Source organism: Pseudomonas aylmerensis, assembly GCF_001702265.1.
Lineage (GTDB): Bacteria > Pseudomonadota > Gammaproteobacteria > Pseudomonadales > Pseudomonadaceae > Aquipseudomonas > Aquipseudomonas aylmerensis.
The window spans coordinates 268,265-285,841 of the sequence record NZ_MAUE01000010.1 but is presented as its reverse complement, the minus strand read 5'-3'; the positions used below and the strand labels follow the sequence as shown (position 1 = coordinate 285,841).

17 protein-coding genes are annotated in these 17,577 nt (G+C 55.9%); 12 read left to right on the top strand and 5 right to left on the bottom strand.

The window, feature by feature from the left end:
• Nucleotides 1-3: 3 nt before the first annotated feature.
• Nucleotides 4-717 carry a class I SAM-dependent methyltransferase gene (locus BBG20_RS07500; protein ID WP_065901786.1) on the bottom strand — a complete coding sequence of 238 codons (714 nt, stop codon included), beginning with the start codon at nucleotides 715-717 and terminating at the stop codon, nucleotides 4-6.
• A gap of 3 nt (nucleotides 718-720) precedes the next feature.
• Nucleotides 721-1,707: a glycosyltransferase family 2 protein gene (locus BBG20_RS07495; RefSeq protein WP_065901785.1), complete on the bottom strand. Its 987-nt coding sequence runs from the start codon at nucleotides 1,705-1,707 to the stop codon at nucleotides 721-723.
• Nucleotides 1,708-2,337: 630 nt separating this feature from the next.
• Here BBG20_RS07495 and BBG20_RS07490 point away from each other — a divergent pair.
• From BBG20_RS07490 to BBG20_RS07455, 8 genes are all read left to right on the top strand, one after another.
• Nucleotides 2,338-3,372, top strand: a complete 1,035-nt coding sequence (locus BBG20_RS07490; RefSeq protein WP_065901784.1) for a polysaccharide biosynthesis protein — start codon at nucleotides 2,338-2,340, stop codon at nucleotides 3,370-3,372.
• A 3-nt stretch (nucleotides 3,373-3,375) separates the two neighbouring features.
• Complete coding sequence (gene wbjC, locus BBG20_RS07485) at nucleotides 3,376-4,494, top strand: UDP-2-acetamido-2,6-beta-L-arabino-hexul-4-ose reductase (RefSeq protein ID WP_065901783.1); 1,119 nt, start codon at nucleotides 3,376-3,378, stop codon at nucleotides 4,492-4,494.
• Between the two features lie 24 nt (nucleotides 4,495-4,518).
• Nucleotides 4,519-5,649 carry a non-hydrolyzing UDP-N-acetylglucosamine 2-epimerase gene (gene wecB / locus BBG20_RS07480; RefSeq protein WP_065901781.1) on the top strand — a complete coding sequence of 377 codons (1,131 nt, stop codon included), beginning with the start codon at nucleotides 4,519-4,521 and terminating at the stop codon, nucleotides 5,647-5,649.
• Between the two features lie 7 nt (nucleotides 5,650-5,656).
• A complete protein-coding gene (locus BBG20_RS07475) occupies nucleotides 5,657-6,919 on the top strand; it encodes a glycosyltransferase family 4 protein (RefSeq protein WP_065901780.1) in 1,263 nt (420 codons plus the stop codon).
• Complete coding sequence (locus BBG20_RS07470; protein ID WP_065901779.1) at nucleotides 6,919-7,881, top strand: UDP-glucose 4-epimerase family protein; 963 nt, start codon at nucleotides 6,919-6,921, stop codon at nucleotides 7,879-7,881. Before BBG20_RS07475 ends, BBG20_RS07470 begins: the two co-directional genes overlap by 1 nt.
• Nucleotides 7,878-8,915, top strand: coding sequence for an MraY family glycosyltransferase (locus tag BBG20_RS07465; protein ID WP_065901778.1), 1,038 nt, complete (start codon nucleotides 7,878-7,880; stop codon nucleotides 8,913-8,915). The genes BBG20_RS07470 and BBG20_RS07465 overlap by 4 nt, the downstream gene beginning before the upstream one ends.
• Before the next feature lie 88 nt (nucleotides 8,916-9,003).
• A complete protein-coding gene (locus BBG20_RS07460; RefSeq protein ID WP_065901947.1) occupies nucleotides 9,004-10,998 on the top strand; it encodes a polysaccharide biosynthesis protein in 1,995 nt (664 codons plus the stop codon).
• Nucleotides 10,999-11,110: 112 nt separating this feature from the next.
• Nucleotides 11,111-11,443 (top strand): ComEA family DNA-binding protein, encoded by a 333-nt coding sequence (locus tag BBG20_RS07455; protein ID WP_065901777.1) that lies wholly within the window; start codon nucleotides 11,111-11,113, stop codon nucleotides 11,441-11,443.
• A 16-nt stretch (nucleotides 11,444-11,459) separates the two neighbouring features.
• Here BBG20_RS07455 and BBG20_RS07450 read toward each other — a convergent pair whose 3' ends face one another.
• On the bottom strand, nucleotides 11,460-12,038 hold the full coding sequence (locus BBG20_RS07450) for a TetR/AcrR family transcriptional regulator (protein ID WP_065901775.1): 579 nt from the start codon (nucleotides 12,036-12,038) through the stop codon (nucleotides 11,460-11,462).
• Nucleotides 12,039-12,170: 132 nt separating this feature from the next.
• Here BBG20_RS07450 and BBG20_RS07445 point away from each other — a divergent pair, with 132 nt between their 5' ends.
• The gene (locus BBG20_RS07445) at nucleotides 12,171-12,815 is read left to right on the top strand and encodes a GntR family transcriptional regulator (RefSeq protein WP_065901945.1); all 645 of its coding nucleotides are present in this window, start codon (nucleotides 12,171-12,173) and stop codon (nucleotides 12,813-12,815) included.
• 15 nt (nucleotides 12,816-12,830) lie between these two features.
• Nucleotides 12,831-13,679, top strand: coding sequence for an urea carboxylase-associated family protein (locus BBG20_RS07440; protein ID WP_065901773.1), 849 nt, complete (start codon nucleotides 12,831-12,833; stop codon nucleotides 13,677-13,679).
• Nucleotides 13,680-13,688: 9 nt separating this feature from the next.
• On the opposite strand, the gene BBG20_RS07435 is transcribed toward BBG20_RS07440, so the two are convergent.
• Together BBG20_RS07435 and eat are read right to left on the bottom strand one after the other, a co-directional pair.
• Entirely contained in the window at nucleotides 13,689-13,856 is a 168-nt protein-coding gene (locus BBG20_RS07435) for a DUF2897 family protein (RefSeq protein ID WP_012722955.1), read from the bottom strand.
• 111 nt (nucleotides 13,857-13,967) lie between these two features.
• Complete coding sequence (eat, locus tag BBG20_RS07430) at nucleotides 13,968-15,332, bottom strand: ethanolamine permease (RefSeq protein WP_065901771.1); 1,365 nt, start codon at nucleotides 15,330-15,332, stop codon at nucleotides 13,968-13,970.
• A 442-nt stretch (nucleotides 15,333-15,774) separates the two neighbouring features.
• Here eat and kdpF point away from each other — a divergent pair, with 442 nt between their 5' ends.
• Together kdpF and kdpA are read left to right on the top strand one after the other, a co-directional pair.
• Nucleotides 15,775-15,864, top strand: a complete 90-nt coding sequence (gene kdpF, locus BBG20_RS07425; RefSeq protein ID WP_003218754.1) for a K(+)-transporting ATPase subunit F — start codon at nucleotides 15,775-15,777, stop codon at nucleotides 15,862-15,864.
• Between the two features lie 10 nt (nucleotides 15,865-15,874).
• The gene (gene kdpA / locus BBG20_RS07420; RefSeq protein WP_065901768.1) at nucleotides 15,875-17,569 is read left to right on the top strand and encodes a potassium-transporting ATPase subunit KdpA; all 1,695 of its coding nucleotides are present in this window, start codon (nucleotides 15,875-15,877) and stop codon (nucleotides 17,567-17,569) included.
• The last annotated feature ends 8 nt before the right edge of the window (nucleotides 17,570-17,577 follow it).

Here is a 17,577-nt window from a genome sequence, read left to right as displayed (position 1 = left end):
TGCTCATGGTTTCACTGCGATACAGAACACCGAAAGACCTGCTATCCGGTTTAAGCTCATCAAGGGCACCTCTAGCGCGCAAATGCCTTTCAGGACCGCATTCGTGAAGCGGCCATGCTGTGCCAGTTGCGATTTTGGCGCGCGATCTTTCGGTTTGACGCAATCAGCCAATCGAAGAGCTGCTGCGATGGGGAATACGCCTCCGAAAAAATACGCTCCCTTTTTCAGCTCCAATCCGCATGCACCTACGACGGACTCAAGTTGTTTTAAGGTGTAGCGGCGTTTATGTTCGAGAAAAACATCATGCCCGCTCCACAAAAATTGAAACGCGGGCACTGTTATCAAGAATTGGGTGCCAGTAGGAACTTTTTCGACGTATTCCTTCAACAGGCCAATGTCGTCGTCAACATGCTCAAGCACGTCCATGAGCATGACGAGGTCAGCGTCGATGGAGTCAATGGCTTTGCGCAGGAACAGCGGTTTGCCTGCGTAGCTCTCATCGGATTCGTACGCGTAGCTAATATCCACGCACCAGGCTTCTTTGGCGGCAGTGTTTTCAAGCAGATATTTTGAAAAAAAACCAGATCCTGCGCCAATGTCGAGAATTTTAGTGATCGGTGCCTTGCCGAGAAACTGCTCCACCGCCTTTACTTTGGAGCTGTAATACCAATGCTGATTAATTGCATCACCCAGAATTTCAGTTTCTTTAAGGTCCATAAATCAGCTCTTGCTCCCGTAAATTTGACGCACGAGAAATACTGGGCGTCGTTTCGATTCTATGTAGGTCCTGCCCAGGTATTCACCGAGTATACCGATACCGATTAATTGCAATCCGCCCAAAAAGGTCACCGCAACCATAAGAGACGCATAGCCAGGCACATCAATGCCATGAACAATAACTTTCAAAGCAATAAAGATGGCGAGCAGAAACGAGATCGCAGAAAACACTAATCCCAGATAAGTCCATATTTTAAGTGGGTCAGTGCTGAAGCTGGTGATACCCTCTAGCGCGAAGTTCCACAGCTTCCAGCCGTTGAATTTGCTTGTACCGGCAGAGCGTTGAGGCCGGGCATAATCGATGTGGGTGGTTTTAAAGCCCACCCAGGCGAAAAGCCCTTTCATAAACCGCCTCGATTCGGGAAGTTCTTTGAGTGCTTCCACGACGCACCGGTCCATCAAGCGAAAGTCACCTACATTTTCCGGTATTTTCGAGCTGGTCATTTTGTTATGGATGCGATAGAACCAATTCGCCGAAGAGCGCTTGGCCCAAGAGTCCGAGTTTCTGTCGGTGCGGCGGCCGAGGACAACCTCAAAGCCTTCTCGCCATTTGGCGACCATGGCGGGAATCAGTTGCGGAGGATCTTGCAGATCAACATCGATGGGCACGATTATTTGCCCCGAGCACAGCTGCAGTCCTGCCGTAAGAGCGGCTTCCTTGCCAAAGTTTCTGCTGAGATCAACTATATGGATTCGAGAGTCGACACTCTGCAGTTTGAGCAGGTGCGACAGTGTGTCATCGGTGCTGCCATCGTTGATGAACAGAATCTCAAGATCAATCAGCGGCTCGGCCGCAAACACACTCGAGACCGAATCGATAAATAAGGCGACTGTTTCTGACTCGTTGAAAACGGGTACCACCAACGATAGCTTTACTACAGTCTCGGGCGCTGTACTTTGTGTCAATTCACCGTACTCACTTTCGGTCATTGTTTCAGATGCTGTAAGGGTGCTTGCTTTTATTCTCCCACAATCCAGAATCACGTTCCGGTCTTTTTTTCAATAAACATTTGTGTAGGTTGTTTCTGTAATTGCCAAGCACACAAATCTACGGACTTCAAGTGCGGATGTGGACGCTCCTCCCCTGTCGGAGGCATGTGGTAACCTGCAGGCATTGCCTGCAGCGGCTCCTGGTTTCACTACGGATTTGAGCTGGGTGAGATGTGAGTTTCACGGCATACCCGCGATACCCAGTGATACCTGGCGCTTTACGCCTCGACCTTCACAAGGCCGGTGCTCTTCTCTGGCGGTTGGGTACAGTGCTTTTCAAGGGTGATGTCGTGCTAAACTCGCGCTCAAACCTAAGGCCGGCTGGCGTTTTTGCTGGGTAGTGTTCGGCAATGATGCGCGCCTCTGGTGCTACGTCCGGTGAGGCATGTTTGCAGGGCCAGCGCGATCGACCTCTGGTTTGAGACTCGTCTGTGCGTTTTGCTCCCTCGCCGCTTAAAGGTATTTCGTCATCACCCTGTTCGCACATCGCTCCTACCCGTGGAGCTTTTCACTCAGGCCCTGTTAGGCCTTTTTCATATTCAGAATTGTATGCGCGGTTTGAGGTAAATTATGTTTGAAGGAAGTAAACTACTCATCTCTGGCGGCACGGGTTCTTTTGGAAATGCTGTTTTAAAGCGTTTTTTGAATACCGAAATTAGTGAAATTCGCATTTTCAGTCGTGATGAAAAAAAACAAGACGATATGCGTAAGCACTACAACAACCCCAAGTTGAAATTTTACATTGGCGATGTCCGCGACTACCAAAGCGTGCTGAACGCCACCCGAGGCGTTGATTACATTTTTCACGCGGCCGCCCTCAAGCAAGTTCCTTCCTGCGAATTTCATCCGATGGAGGCAGTCAAGACGAATGTTATTGGCACTGACAACGTGCTTGAGGCGGCTATTCAGAATGAGGTCAAGCGCGTTGTCTGCTTGAGTACCGACAAGGCGGTGTATCCCATCAATGCCATGGGTATTTCCAAGGCCATGATGGAAAAGGTCATGGTTGCGAAATCTCGCAATGTCGACGAAGCCAAGACCGTCATATGCGGCACTCGCTACGGTAACGTCATGGCTTCCCGAGGGTCGGTCATTCCATTGTTTATCGATCAGATTCGAGCAGGCAAAGCACTGTCGATCACTGACCCGAGCATGACGCGTTTCATGATGACACTCGCGGATGCGGTGGATTTGGTTCTCTATGCGTTCGAGCATGGAAACAATGGTGATTTGTTCGTCCAGAAGGCACCCGCAGCCACCGTAGAAACGCTGGCTCGCGCCTTGACGGCAATGCTGGGGGTCCCCGAGCACCCGATCCAGATTATTGGTACCCGCCATGGCGAGAAACTGTACGAAGCGCTCTTGAGCCGGGAAGAAATGGCATGCTCTGAAGACCGTGGTCAGTACTTCCGCGTGCCGCCTGATCTGCGCGATTTGAACTACAGCAAGTATGTCGAACAGGGGGAGGAAAAAATCTCCACCATGGAAGATTACAACTCCCATAATACCGAGCGCCTTGACGTCGAGGGGATGCAGGCCCTGCTTCTGAAATTGGAGTTCATGCGCGCGATCCAGCGTGGCGAACATGCCACTCCGGAGGAATAAGCAATGAAGGTATTGGTCACTGGCAGCCAGGGTTTTGTTGCCAAAAACCTCCTTGTTCATTTGGCAGTGCGCGAGGACATTGAAGTCTTGGAGTTTTCCCGCGAGGACAGTATTTCCAGCCTGAAGGGAATGCTCATGCAGGCAGACTTCGTATTTCATTTGGCCGGTGTGAATCGACCAACGGATCCAGAAGACTTCAAGTCTGGAAATACGGACCTGACGCGTGTGGTCTGCGAGGGCATTGCCGCCAGCGGCAGGAAAACGCCCGTGCTGTATACCTCGTCAAGCCAGGCGGAACTGGCAAACGCTTATGGCGCGAGCAAGTTGGCTGCAGAGCAGGCTCTATTGGAACTGAGGGAAAAACATGCGGTTCCGGTACATATTTTTCGGCTGCCCAACGTATTTGGAAAATGGGCCCGTCCAGACTACAACTCAGCGGTGGCTACGTTTTGCCATAACATCGCTCGCCACCAGCCTATCAAGATCAACAATCCTGACGCTGCCCTGACGCTGGTCTACATCGATGATGTGATCGCGCACTTTGTTAGGATCATGGACGGTCAACTCACAGGCGATCCATTTCTTTCGGTCCAACCCAGCTACTCCACCACGGTCGGGAAGGTAGCTGAGCAATTGCTGGCGTTCCGTGACAGCCGTGAAACCTTGATCACTGAAGCGGTGGGGACTGGGCTGACCAGGGCGCTTTATTCGACGTACCTGAGCTATGTCCCTCCTGAGTCCTTTACCTACGAAGTTCCTAAGTATGGTGACCAGCGAGGCGTCTTTGTCGAGATGCTCAAGACCCAGGATTGCGGTCAGTTTTCTTATTTTACTGCGCATCCGGGCATCACTCGAGGCGGGCACTACCATCATTCGAAAACCGAGAAGTTCCTGGTGATCAAGGGGGATGCCTGTTTTCGCTTCCGCCATATCGTATCGGGAGAGTTTTACGAATTGTTCACTTCCGGGGAGAAGCCGGAAGTTGTAGAAACAGTGCCAGGCTGGACCCACGATATTACGAACGTGGGGAGCGAGGAGATGATCGTCATGCTCTGGGCCAACGAAATTTTCGATCGTGAACGGCCGGATACTTATGCCTTACCGGTGGGTACAGAAGCCTAAACACACTCTCAAGTAGATAGAGTCATGAAGAAATTGAAGATTGTTACGGTCGTTGGTACGCGCCCTGAAATTATACGTCTGTCGAGGGTGATCGCGGCCCTGGACGAGCACTGTGAACACGTATTGGTGCATACCGGACAAAACTACGACTACGAGCTCAACGAGATTTTCTTTCAGGATCTGGGCATCCGCAAACCTGATCACTTTCTGAATGCTGCGGGAGCAAGTGGCGCGGAAACGATCGGCAATGTGATCATCACTGTTGATCGTGTGCTGGCTCACGTTCAGCCGGAAGCCCTGTTGGTACTCGGGGATACCAACAGCTGCATGGCGGTTATTCCGGCCAAGCGCCGCAAGATCCCGACGTTCCACATGGAAGCGGGCAATCGTTGTTTCGATATGCGCGTCCCCGAGGAGATCAATCGGCGTATTGTTGACCACACTGCCGACATCAACATGACCTACAGCACCATTGCGCGGGACTACCTGCTACGTGAGGGCTTGCCGCCAGACATGGTGATCAAGACCGGCAGTCCAATGTTCGAGGTGCTGAATCATTATCGTGCGGGCATTGATAGTTCGGACGTACTTGAGCGCCTCGGTCTGCAGCAACATCGATTCTTTGTATGCAGCGCCCACCGTGAAGAGAATATCGACTCCGACAAAAACTTCCTCAAGTTGGTGGAAGTACTCAATACCGTAGCCGCTCACTATGACCTTCCCGTTATCGTCTCAACGCACCCGCGCACCCAGAAGCGGGTCGATGCCATGGGGGTGACCTTCCACAAGAATGTGCAACTGCTCAAGCCTCTCGGGTTCAAGGACTATAACAAGCTCCAATTGGCGTCCAAGGCCGTCTTGTCCGACAGCGGCACAATCAGCGAAGAGTCCTCCATTCTGAATTTCCCAGCCTTGAATATTCGAGAGGCTCATGAACGTCCGGAAGGCATGGAGGAGGCGGCCGTCATGATGGTCGGGCTTGAGGTTGACCGTGTACTTCAGGGGTTGGGTATTCTAGAAGGTCAGCGCACAGGGGAAAGTCGTACGTTACGGCTGGTCAGTGACTACAGCATGCCGAATGTATCGGAAAAAGTTGTCAGGCTTGTTCATAGTTATACGGACTATGTGAACCGCATTGTCTGGAAACGCTACTGATCGAGTTATGCTGATGCCTGATGATAACAAGCTGAATATTCTGGTCGTGACGCAATATTTTTGGCCCGAGAATATGCGTATCAACGATCTCGTCCGCGATTTTTCGGAAAAGGGCCACAACGTTACCGTGTTGACCGGGTTGCCGAACTATCCCGAAGGTCAGGTATATGAACGCTATCGAGCCCAGCCGGAGAACTTCGGTGAGTATTACGGGGCGAGTATTGTGCGGGTGCCGCTGATCCCTCGAGGAAAACGCAGCATCAACCTGATTCTCAACTACCTGTCCTTTTTCACCATGGCTTCCACGCTGGGAGCATGGAAAGTTCGCGGTCAAAAGTTTGATGCGATTTTTGTGTATGCCGTTTCTCCCATCATGGCAGCGATCCCCGCCTTGGTAATTGGGCGACTGAAAAAAGCGCCTGTGTTCATTTGGGTCCTGGATTTATGGCCTGAAACGCTTCGTGCTGTCGGCGTATTGCGTCAGCCACTGTTGCTGGGCTGCGTAGGTCGAGTAGTGTCCTGGATCTACAATCGCGCGGACTATCTCTTGCTGCAATCCCACGGTTTTTTTGAAAACGTGCAGCGCTATTGCACGCGAGAAATGCAGCCGCAGCGACTCATCTATTTCCCAAGCTGGGCAGAGGACGACTTTTCCAACGTTGCGCCGCCACCTTCAACACTGTTGACGCACGACCCATCGGTGTTCACCGTTTTGTTCGCAGGCAATCTGGGTGAGGCGCAAGATTTACCCGCGGTGATAGACGCGGCCCAGACCTTGGTGGGGACTGTAGCGGTGCGTTGGGTCATTGTTGGCGATGGCCGTATGAGCGAATGGCTTGCGGAACAAGTTCAAGCACGTGGCCTGGACAATGTCCTGCTGTTGGGACGTCACCCCTTGGAGGAAATGCCCGGCTTGTTCGCTTGTGCAGACGCCTTGCTTGTCTCGCTTAAGACCAATGACGTCTTCGAAAAAACCATTCCGGGCAAGGTCCAGGCTTATCTGGCCTCCGGCAAACCCATTCTTGGGATGATCAATGGTGAGGCGGCGCACGTTATCGAGGCGTCAGGTGCAGGTTTGGCATGTCCGTCCGGTGATGCCGCTGCGCTCGCACGTATTACGCTCGAATTGGCGAACGCCGGTGAGAATGAGCGCACTCGCATGGGCAAGTCTGGCCGTGAGTACTACCTGGCCAACTATTCGAAGCCCACTCTCTTGGCTCGCCTGGAACAACTGTTTCACGATGCAACCTTGCGCAAAGGACGTCCGTGATGTCGCAATCTGTTTTCTTGACCGGTGCCACCGGTTTCGTCGGTGGTGCGGTAATGCGCCGTCTGGTCACGGATGACGTGCGCGTCACCGCAGCGGTACGTGATGGATCCAAAGTCGCCTGCGGCGATGTGGATGTTGTTCGGTTTGATACTTTTGAAGACGTAAATTGGCATTCAAGCCTCGCTGGCGTCGATGCAGTGGTCCACTGTGCCGCACGTGTGCATGTCATGAGTGATACCGAAGTCGATCCATTGGCGGCTTTTCGCAAGGTAAACGTGGAGGGCACCCTGAACCTTGCCCGGCAAGCCGCGCAGGCCGGCGTCCGACGCTTTGTCTTCATCAGCTCCATCAAGGTAAACGGGGAGGGTACTCGACCCGGTCAACCCTATACGGCCGATGATCAATGCGCTCCGAGCGACGCCTACGGGGTTTCCAAACTTGAGGCAGAGCAGGGACTGCTCGCATTGGCAGCCCGCACCTCCATGGAAATCGTGATTATCCGCCCGGTGCTGGTGTACGGGCCGGGAGTCAAAGCCAACTTTCTGAATATGATGCGTTGGTTGGACAAGGGCATTCCGCTGCCCTTTGGCGCTATCGATAATCGCCGGAGCCTGGTAGCCCTGGATAATTTGGTGGATCTGATCATCACGGCTATTAACCATCCTGCAGCTGCAAACCAGACATTCCTGGTGAGCGATGGCGACGACTTGTCTACGACGCAGTTATTGCGCAGTACCGCCTTGGCCCTGGGCAAGTCCGCCCGTTTGTTGCCTGTTCCTGCCTGGATGCTCAGCACAGCGGCCAGGCTCGTGGGTAAGGACGCTCTATCCCAAAGGCTTTGCGGCTCGCTGCAGGTTGATATCCAGAAGACTCGAACCTTGCTGCGATGGGCACCTCCCGTGTCAGTGAACGATGCACTCAAGGCAGTTGCAATACATTACAAGAGCGATAAACAACAATGAGTGATTGGTGGCTTATCGGCCTTGTCGGTTTTTTGTCGTTTGTGTTGACTGCCGCGTTGCGGCGCTATGCCTTGGCTCACAGCATCATCGACGTGCCCATCGCCCGCAGTTCCCACTCTGTACCCACTCCGAGGGGGGGGGGCGTGGCCATTGTAGTGTCCTTCCTTATAGCGCTGCCTTTGCTTGGATGGGCCGAGGAGGTTTCATTTGACACCTTGATGGCCGCAGGCGGAGCCGGTGCATTAGTTGCAGTCATCGGCTTCATGGACGATCACGGGCATATCGCGGCCCGGTGGCGTTTATTGGGGCACTTTTGCGCCTCGGTATGGGCGCTATACTGGCTAGGTGGTCTGCCTGAGGTGACACTTTTTGGTATGACTGTCGACGCGGGTTGGTCTGGTGGCGTTCTTGCTGCGTTCTATCTGGTCTGGATGCTTAATTTGTACAATTTCATGGATGGAATTGACGGCATTGCCAGCGTTGAAGCCATTTGTGTGTGCCTCGGCATGGGCTTGCTTTGCGCGTTGAGTGGCCACACTGGCCTGGTTCTATTGCCCCTTGTGCTGGCAGTCGCAGTGGCTGGTTTCCTATGCTGGAATTTCCCGCCTGCTCGAATCTTCATGGGTGATGCCGGCAGCGGATTCCTGGGGATCATTCTGGGAGTCTTTTCACTCCAGGCGGCTTGGGCCTCTTCTCAGTTGCTATGGGCGTGGTTGATTCTGTTGGGTGTATTCATTGTGGATGCCACCTTTACATTAACTCGCCGCCTTCTGCGGGGCGACAAGGTATATGAGGCACATCGAAGCCACGCGTACCAATTTGCTTCCCGGCGCTATGGCAGGCATTTACCGGTGACACTCGCTGTGGCCGGTCTGAACCTATTCTGGTTACTGCCGGTAGCGGCGTGCGTGGTTTTGCTGGGGGTGGATGGCGCTGTGGGTGTCGTTGTCGCCTACGTGCCCTTGGTCGCGCTGGCGCTCAAGTTTCATGCGGGTGAACTGGAAAAGACTGACGCTACGCAAGGCAGCGTCTGACTTCACATTCATGAGGCCTGGCATGGTAAACGCATAAAAAGATCACGCAGTCATCAATTACAGGAACGGTTAGGTGGGCGAAGGGATTATGGAAAGGTTACGGGCATTCCTGGTGGGGCTGCCGCGACGCTACAAACGACTGATTCAAGTGACGACCGACGTCGTGGTCGTTTGGGCGGCTCTCTGGCTGGCGTTTATCGTACGGCTGGGAATTGATGAAATGGCCAACCCGTTACGAGATCATCTCTGGTTGTTTTTCGCGGCACCAGTAGTCGCAATCCCACTTTTTGTCCGCTTTGGGATGTACCGCGCTGTCATGCGGTATTTCGGTAACGATGCACTGATCGCCATATTCAAAGCCGTCAGCCTGTCAGCCTTGATTTTGGTAATTGTTGTTTATTTGAACAGCAACCAGCAGCACACCGTCCCCCGGTCGATCATTTTCATTTACTGGTGGTTGAGCCTGATCATGGTGGGCGGGCTTCGCTTGGCTATGCGCCAGTATTTTCTCGGTGATTGGTTCTCCGCCTCGCAGCATGTGCCTTTTACCAATCGAGATGACGGCCTTCCGCGTGTTGCCATCTATGGTGCTGGCGCTGCTGGCAACCAGTTGGTTGCAGCACTGCGGATGGGGCGCTTGATGCGCCCAGTAGCGTTTATCGATGACGATGCTAGCATTGCCGAGCGTGTTATCTCTGGCCTTCAGGTCTACAAGCCCAAGCATATCGAACGTATGATCGATGACACGGGCGCTCAGGAAATCCTGCTGGCGATCCCTTCTTCCAACCGTGGTCGCCGGCGTGAAATCCTGGGATTCCTTGAAGGTTTTCCGCTGCATGTGCGCAGTATTCCAGGTTTTATGGACCTGGCCAGCGGTCGGGTGAAGGTCGATGATATCCAAGAGGTCGACATCGCGGACCTGCTGGGCCGCGACGCCGTTCCTGCTCAATCCGATCTACTGGAACGTTGCATCAAGGGGCAATGCGTCCTGGTGACGGGAGCAGGTGGCTCTATTGGTTCTGAACTCTGCCGTCAGATCATGTCCCTGCGGCCGAAGACGCTGCTGTTGTTCGAACACAGTGAGTTCAACCTGTACAGCATTCTCTCGGAGCTTGAGCAACGCGTAACCCGTGAATCGTTGCCCATAACGCTGCTGCCGATCCTCGGTTCCGTACGCAACCCGTCCAAACTGATGGACGTCATGAAGACATGGCGTGTCGATACGGTTTACCACGCTGCGGCTTATAAGCACGTACCGATGGTCGAGCATAATATTGCCGAAGGGGTCCTGAATAATGTGATCGGCACACTGAATACCGCACAAGCGGCGCTTCAGGTCGGGGTTGCCAACTTTGTCCTCATTTCTACAGACAAGGCGGTGCGTCCAACCAATGTCATGGGGAGCACCAAGCGTCTTGCCGAGTTGACGCTCCAAGCCTTGAGTCGTGAACTGGCACCGGTCATGTTCGGTGACAAGTTCAATATCTCTCGCGTCAACAAAACCCGTTTCACCATGGTCCGCTTCGGCAATGTATTGGGCTCATCCGGTTCAGTAATCCCACTCTTTCACAAACAAATCAAATCGGGTGGGCCCATCACGGTCACTCACCCGAAAATCACCCGCTACTTCATGACCATTCCCGAAGCCGCGCAACTGGTCATCCAGGCCGGTTCCATGGGGCAGGGCGGTGATGTGTTTGTACTCGACATGGGCGAACCGGTAAAAATTACTGAGTTGGCTGAAAAGATGATCCACCTCTCTGGTCTCAGCGTCCGCTCCGATAGAAACCCGCACGGTGATATCGCGATTGAGTTCACCGGCCTACGTCCCGGCGAAAAGCTTTACGAAGAGTTACTCATCGGCGACAACGTAGTCGCCACTCGGCATCCCATGATCATGAGTGCCAACGAAGACCATCTCTCATGGGAAGTGCTCAAGGGCAAGCTGACAGAGCTGCTCGACGCGGTGGATGAGGACGATTACACCCGTGTCCGCCAACTCCTTCGCGACACCGTCAGTGGCTACTCTCCCGATGGTGAAATCGTCGACTGGATCTACCAGCAGCGCCGCTTGGAACCTTGATTTAACACGCTGTTACTCAAGCCTTTTTGACGAATCCCCACCATCGCCTAAGTTAGAAAGGCAGCTTCGGAAAAGCTGCTTTTTTCTCTTACGCATGTCATGGAGCGTCAAAATGCAAAACACCTACCTTACTTCCCTGATCTTCGCTTTCCTCACCACTCTTTCCGTCACCACTACTGCAGCCCCGTCCATCAAGGCCGAAGCTCCAGCCCCCATCACTGCTCAAGTCGTCAATGCCGAGCAAGCCGCCAAGGTCAATCTGAACGCCGCCGACGCTGAAACCCTGCGTCGCGACCTCTTTGGCATCGGTGCAGCAAAGGCGAAAGCGATCATCGCTTACCGTGAAAGCAACGGCCCGTTTACGGCGGTGGATGAGCTGCTGGAAGTGAAGGGGATTGGCAAGGCGCTGATGGAGAAGAATCGCGACAGGTTGGTAATCAACTAAGCCACAAAGAGGCCGGTCATTGATCGGCCTTTTTATCGTCCTGGAGGAGCGTCTTCAGGCTTTCTCGCACGACTTCCATAATCCGCAAGCCCAACGCTGAATCTTCGACACTCCTGGCCAGCACCAATGCTCCCACCAGTGTCGACATTACCATCAGGCCAGCAGCATCACCGCGCCCGTCACCCAGGGCCGCTTCAATCTGCTTGAGCCTTGCTCCGAGTACCGCATCCGTCGTCGCACTCGGTTGGCCTCTCAGCCCGAGTTCGGCCGACATCGTCGGCAGCGGGCATCCTTCTCCGGGTGAGGTCTGGTGCCACGGCGACAGATAATTATCAATGAAGGCTTCCAGCGGGCGCTCCTGGCTGAACAGCATCTCGCAATGGGCATCCAGCTGAGCCCCTGCGGCCTGCAGCGCCTTCTCCACCAGTTCGTCCTTGGATGTGAAGTGGGCGTAAAACCCGCCGTGCGTGAGGCTCAGCGCGTTCATCAGTGGCTGCAGTCCGGTCGCGCCGATGCCGTCGCGGCGAAAGCGTACCGAGGCTTCCTTGATGATGCGCTGTCGGGTCTGGGCTTTGTGGTCTGGTGAATAGCGCATAGGACTGCCTCGTGGTCAGGTCGGTATTTAACCATCTCACACGGCTTTACACACTTCCCCCCACGTTTGAAGGGTTGGCATGAAACGTGATTACGTCTACAGCAAAGATTGTTCAACAATCGTGAGGTGTTGATGGTACTCAGCCTGTCTTTAGCCGACCAGATTGCCCTCGAACTGCGCGCCGACATTATCGGTGGGCGGCTGTTGCCGGGTGTTGCGCTGGTCGAGGGGGAGTTGGTGAAGCACTACAACGCATCGCGCAATACCATTCGTGAGGCGCTGCATCGCTTGGGCCAGGAAGGGCTCACCCGTTACGTGCGCAATAAAGGCGTGATGGTCCGGCGGCTTGAACGCGATGAGGTGCGCGATTTGTTTGTCGTGCGTCGCACCCTGGAGTTGCAGGCCATTGCCCAGAGCAGTGCGCTTGCCCGGGATCAATCCGCACGTATGCAGGACGCGATCGATGCCACCACCTTGGCCCGCGAACGCGAAGATTGGCGTTCGGTGGCCACCCACAGCCTGGTGTTCCATCAGCAGATTGTCGGGTTGATGCGCAGCCCGTTGTTCGATGAGTTTTTTGCCCAGGTGATTGCCCAGTTGCGCCTGGTGTTTTGCGCGGCGCCGGATGAGCAGCGTTTCCAGTCGCCCTGGCTGGAGCGCGATCGTGAGATTTACACCTTATTGGCCCGAGGAGACAAGCCGGCGGCAGGGGAGGCGATGAGTCTTTACCTGGATGATTCGGAGCGTCTGTCCCTGGCCCTGTTCGACCACTCCTGATTGAGGATCCGCACCATGTACAAAGACTATCCGGCCGCTTACCAGGTCAGCAAAGGTTCGGCGCTGCAGGTTAATACGGCGTTCTATGAGCGGATCCGCAACCAGGTGAACCAGCGCACGCTGGTCGAGCAGTTCGAGGTGCCGATCCGAACGGGCAGGGCGTGGAAAGTACCGGCCGGTCATGTGTTTCGAGTGACTACGCCGGTCGGCCCGCAGGTCGGCGACTTCAACGTGTGGAACGCCAACGACCCTCGCGAGCGCCTATGGGCGGCGCGCACTCGTCAATTGCAGGGCGCCCATGTCAGCACCCATGACCGCCTGTGGTCGAACCTGCCATTTTTGAGACCTTTGGTGACAATCACAGACGACAGCCTCGCCAGTTACGGCATCGATGAACACGGCGGGCGCCTGCACGATTTGCTTGGTACGCGATGCGATCCCTACGTCAACCGCATGCTCACTGGTGAGGACTTCCACCACCATTGCCATTCGAACCTGACTCGCGCGGTTTTACCGCACGGTCTTACGGAGTTCGATGTGCATGACGTGCTGAATATTTTCCAATGTACGGGCCTGAATCATGACGACATGTATTTCATGAAGGCGTGCCCGGCGCAGAAGGGCGATTACCTGGAGTTCTTTGCCGAGATTGATTTGCTGTGTGCGCTGTCGACGTGCCCGGGCGGGGATTTATCGCTGCCGATGTGGGGCCCGGAGGCTCAGGATCCGCTGACGGTGTGCCGTCCGCTGGGGGTGGAGATCTATAAGCTGGAGGATGAGCTGCTGAACGGCTGGAGCCAGCCGGAGCGTGCTGCCTACAAGGGGCAGCACGGTTTGCATATTGCCAAGGCGCCTTGGGAGTAACCCCAAGGTTCAGCGATCCTGCGCGTCCTTGGCATCCGCCTGGGCATTGCGTTCGGCGACGCGCTTGCGTTGTTCGTCGGTGAGTTCCACCTTGTTGGCGCTGTCACGCAGCATCATCAACCCACCGACGATCGACCCGATCGCTACCACTAAAATCAACCATGCATACCACGGCATAAGGCTCTCCTTGAGGCAGATTGCCGTGGGAGAGTTTTCCCACGGTAATAACTGCTTTGAGTGACGGGCTTTCTTACTAGTTCAGTGTAGGCCCGTTCTGCCTCCAGTAGATCAGAGCCCGGTCAACATCGCATCCGCCGGTGCATCCGCGCGGTCCTGCGCGGTCAGTTGGAAGTAGATGAAGCCCGCCAGCATGAAGCCCAGGAAAATCAGGCCGATCAGCGCGTTGAACCAGGCCATGGCCACCAGGCAGACCACCGCCAGCACCAATGCAATACCCGGCACGATCGGGTAGCCCGGCGCGCGGAAGGTGCGTTCCAGCAGCGGTTCGGTCTTACGCAGTTTGAACAGGCTGAGCATGCTCATGATGTACATCACGATGGCGCCGAACACGGCCATGGTGATCATCGCTGCGGTCAGCGTCATGCCACCGAGGTTGATCAGGCCGTCGCTGTAGATTGCGGCGATGCCCACCACGCCACCGGCGATGATTGCCCGGTGCGGTGTCTGGAAGCGCGACAGTTTGGCGAGGAAAGACGGCAGGTACCCGGCGCGGGCAAGGGCAAAGAACTGGCGCGAGTAGCCGAGGATGATCCCGTGGAAACTGGCGACCAGACCAAACAGGCCGATCCACACCAACATGTGCAGCCAGCCGGAGCTGTCGCCCACCACGGTTTTCATCGCCTGCGGCAACGGATCGTTGATGTTCGACAGGGTGCGCCAGTCGCCCACGCCGCCCGCAAAGAACATCACGCCCATGGCCAGGATCACCAGGGTGAGGATGCCGCTGATGTAGGCTTTTGGAATGGTGCGCTTCGGATCTTTCGCTTCCTCGGCTGCCATGGCCGCGCCTTCGATGGCGAGGAAGAACCAGATGGCGAACGGAATCGCCGCAAACATCCCGGCAATCGCCGGGGCGCCGAAGGTGTCGGAACCGGCCCAGCCGTTCAGGGCGAAGTTGCTGAAGCTGAAGGCGGGGGCGACCACGCCCATGAACACCAGCAGTTCGGCGACGGCGAGTACGCACACCACCAGCTCGAAGGTGGCGGCGAGTTTCACGCCGAGGATATTCAGGCCCATGAACACGATATAGGCGCCGACGGCGGCGTGTTTCGGGTCGAGTGCGGGAAACTGTACGTTGAGGTAGGCGCCGATGGCCAAGGCGATGGCGGGTGGCGCAAAAACAAACTCGATCAAGGTAGCGAGGCCGGCGATTAATCCGCCTTTCTCACCAAAGGCGCGACGGCTGTAGGCAAATGGGCCACCGGCGTGAGGAATTGCGGTAGTTAGCTCGGTGAAGCTGAAGATGAAGCAGGTGTACATCGCCGCGACCATCAATGAGGTCACCAGGAAGCCCAGGGTCCCGGCAACACCCCAGCCATAGCTCCAGCCGAAGTACTCGCCGGAAATCACCAGCCCGACCGCGATGCCCCATAAGTGCAGGGTGCCCAAGGTGGGTTTGAGTTGTGTGTTCATGATGTTGCTCTCCCTGAACCGTTTGGAATGATTCAAGGTGTTGCAGCGGCCATGCCAGCCTGAGGATCGTTGTCGTAAAGCCGCGTTACTGTCGCGTGGGGGATGGTTTGGCGTTTGAATTTTGCCGGTGTCGCACCAGATAAGTGCGGTGGTGCTTGAGCTGCCGCCATCGCGGGCAAGCCCGCTCCCACGGGCGGCCGCGTCTTTTCTTGCTTAAACACAGGGGGCCGAGTCTTTCCAGATCAAGCGCGGTCGAGTGTGGGAGTGGGCTTGCCCGCGATGAGGCCCTCAAATTCCCCACAAATCCCCCTGTAAACCCCGCATAAACCCACTCTTTACGCCGTCTTTACGCCCCAGCCACACCCTCGCTCTCGTTCCTTTACGCCCCTCCTGCCGACAATTGCCCCACACGCGGCACTCGCCGCTAAACGGAGAGACTTCCATGAGCGTTCTGGACGGGGTGTCACTGCTATTGGCCGTGGCGCTGTTCATTTATCTGCTGGTTGCGCTGTTACGCGCGGATCGGAACTAGGAGCAGGGCTATGCACAGTTATGACTATTGGCTGATCATCGCCTTCTTTGCCGTGGTGCTGGTGCCGGCACCGTTCCTGGGGCGGTTCTACTACAAGGTGATGGAAGGCCAGCGCACCTGGCTCACGCCGGTGTTCGGCCCCGTCGAGCGCGCGTGTTATCGCCTGTCGGGCGTTGACGAGCATCAGGAGCAGAGCTGGCAGAAATACACGCTGGCCTTGATCGCGTTCAACCTCGCAGGTTTCTTGCTGTTGTTCGCGATCCTGTTGTTCCAGGACTATCTCCCGCTGAACCCGCAGAAATTGCCGGGTCAGGAATGGACCCTGGCCTTCAACACCGCGGTCAGTTTCATGACCAACACCAACTGGCAGTCCTACAGCGGTGAGGCGTCCCTGAGTTATCTCAGCCAGATGGTGGGCCTGACCGTGCAGAACTTCGTCAGTGCGGCCACCGGTTTGGCAGTCCTGGTCGCTCTGTGCCGTGGGATCGGTCGCAAATCCACCAAGACATTGGGTAACTTCTGGGTCGATATGACTCGGGCGACCCTCTACGGCCTGCTCCCGCTGTGCCTGGTGCTGGCGTTGTTCCTGGTGTGGCAGGGCGTGCCGCAGACCTTCGCGCATTATGTGGATGCCGTGACCATGCAAGGCGTGGATCAAGTGATCCCCCTGGGGCCGGCCGCCAGCCAGATTGCGATCAAGCAATTGGGCACCAACGGTGGCGGCTTCTTCGGCGTCAACTCGGCGCACCCGTTTGAAGACCCGACTGCCTGGGCCAACCTGTTCGAGTTGGCGTCGATCATCCTGATCCCGGTGGCGCTGGTCTTCACCTTCGGCCATTACGTGAAGGACCTGCGTCAGAGCCGCGCGATTCTCGGCTGCATGCTGGCGTTGTTCATCATCGGCGGCGCGACCTCGCTGTGGGCCGAATACCAGCCTAACCCAACCCTCAACAACCCGGCCGTGGAGCAAACCGCACCACTGGAAGGTAAAGAGGCACGCTTCGGCACCACCGGTACCGTGCTGTGGTCGGTGACGACGACGGCGGCGTCCAACGGCTCGGTCAACGGCATGCAGGACAGCCTCAACCCCCTCAGTGGGATGGTGGCGCTGGTCAACATGATGGTCGGCGAAGTGATCTTCGGCGGCGTCGGTGCTGGCATGTACGGCATGTTGCTCAACGTCTTGATCGCGGTGTTCCTGGCCGGCCTGATGATCGGCCGCACTCCGGAATACCTCGGCAAGAAACTCCAGGCCAAGGAAGTGCAATTGCTGGTGGTGACCCTGCTGGTGATGCCAGTCGGCGTGCTTGTGCTGGGCGCTATCGCCGCCAGCCTGCCGGGTCCGGCCGGTGCCATCAGCAACCCTGGGCCCCACGGTTTCAGTCAGTTGCTCTACGCCTACACCTCGGCCAGCGCCAACAACGGCTCGGCATTTGGCGGCTTCAGCGCCAACACCGCGTTCCATAACTTGATGCTGGGCCTGGGCATGTTGATTGGCCGCTTCGGCTACATCCTCCCGGTACTGGCCCTGGCCGGCAGCCTGGCGATGAAGAAGACCGCACCGATCGGCCAGAACAGCTTCCCGACCCATGGCCCGCTGTTCGTGACCCTGTTGACCGTGACCATTTTGCTGGTGGGCGGCCTGACCTTCCTGCCGACGCTGGCACTGGGCCCTATCGCTGAACACTTGAGCATGGGCTTCTAAGGGGATAT

Excerpts from the sequence above, each read along its gene's own strand:
- BBG20_RS07475 (WP_065901780.1), top strand. The coding sequence starts at position 5,657 with ATGCTGATGCCTGATGATAACAAGCTGAATATTCTGGTCGTGACGCAA.
- eat (WP_065901771.1), bottom strand. The coding sequence starts at position 15,332 with ATGAACACACAACTCAAACCCACCTTGGGCACCCTGCACTTATGGGGC.
- BBG20_RS07455 (WP_065901777.1), top strand. The coding sequence starts at position 11,111 with ATGCAAAACACCTACCTTACTTCCCTGATCTTCGCTTTCCTCACCACT.
- BBG20_RS07460 (WP_065901947.1), top strand. The coding sequence starts at position 9,004 with ATGGAAAGGTTACGGGCATTCCTGGTGGGGCTGCCGCGACGCTACAAA.
- BBG20_RS07445 (WP_065901945.1), top strand. The coding sequence starts at position 12,171 with ATGGTACTCAGCCTGTCTTTAGCCGACCAGATTGCCCTCGAACTGCGC.
- kdpA (WP_065901768.1), top strand. The coding sequence starts at position 15,875 with ATGCACAGTTATGACTATTGGCTGATCATCGCCTTCTTTGCCGTGGTG.
- BBG20_RS07440 (WP_065901773.1), top strand. The coding sequence starts at position 12,831 with ATGTACAAAGACTATCCGGCCGCTTACCAGGTCAGCAAAGGTTCGGCG.
- BBG20_RS07470 (WP_065901779.1), top strand. The coding sequence starts at position 6,919 with ATGTCGCAATCTGTTTTCTTGACCGGTGCCACCGGTTTCGTCGGTGGT.
- wbjC (WP_065901783.1), top strand. The coding sequence starts at position 3,376 with ATGAAGGTATTGGTCACTGGCAGCCAGGGTTTTGTTGCCAAAAACCTC.
- wecB (WP_065901781.1), top strand. The coding sequence starts at position 4,519 with ATGAAGAAATTGAAGATTGTTACGGTCGTTGGTACGCGCCCTGAAATT.
- BBG20_RS07490 (WP_065901784.1), top strand. The coding sequence starts at position 2,338 with ATGTTTGAAGGAAGTAAACTACTCATCTCTGGCGGCACGGGTTCTTTT.
- BBG20_RS07500 (WP_065901786.1), bottom strand. The coding sequence starts at position 717 with ATGGACCTTAAAGAAACTGAAATTCTGGGTGATGCAATTAATCAGCAT.
- BBG20_RS07450 (WP_065901775.1), bottom strand. The coding sequence starts at position 12,038 with ATGCGCTATTCACCAGACCACAAAGCCCAGACCCGACAGCGCATCATC.
- BBG20_RS07435 (WP_012722955.1), bottom strand. The coding sequence starts at position 13,856 with ATGCCGTGGTATGCATGGTTGATTTTAGTGGTAGCGATCGGGTCGATC.
- BBG20_RS07465 (WP_065901778.1), top strand. The coding sequence starts at position 7,878 with ATGAGTGATTGGTGGCTTATCGGCCTTGTCGGTTTTTTGTCGTTTGTG.
- BBG20_RS07495 (WP_065901785.1), bottom strand. The coding sequence starts at position 1,707 with ATGACCGAAAGTGAGTACGGTGAATTGACACAAAGTACAGCGCCCGAG.
- kdpF (WP_003218754.1), top strand. The coding sequence starts at position 15,775 with ATGAGCGTTCTGGACGGGGTGTCACTGCTATTGGCCGTGGCGCTGTTC.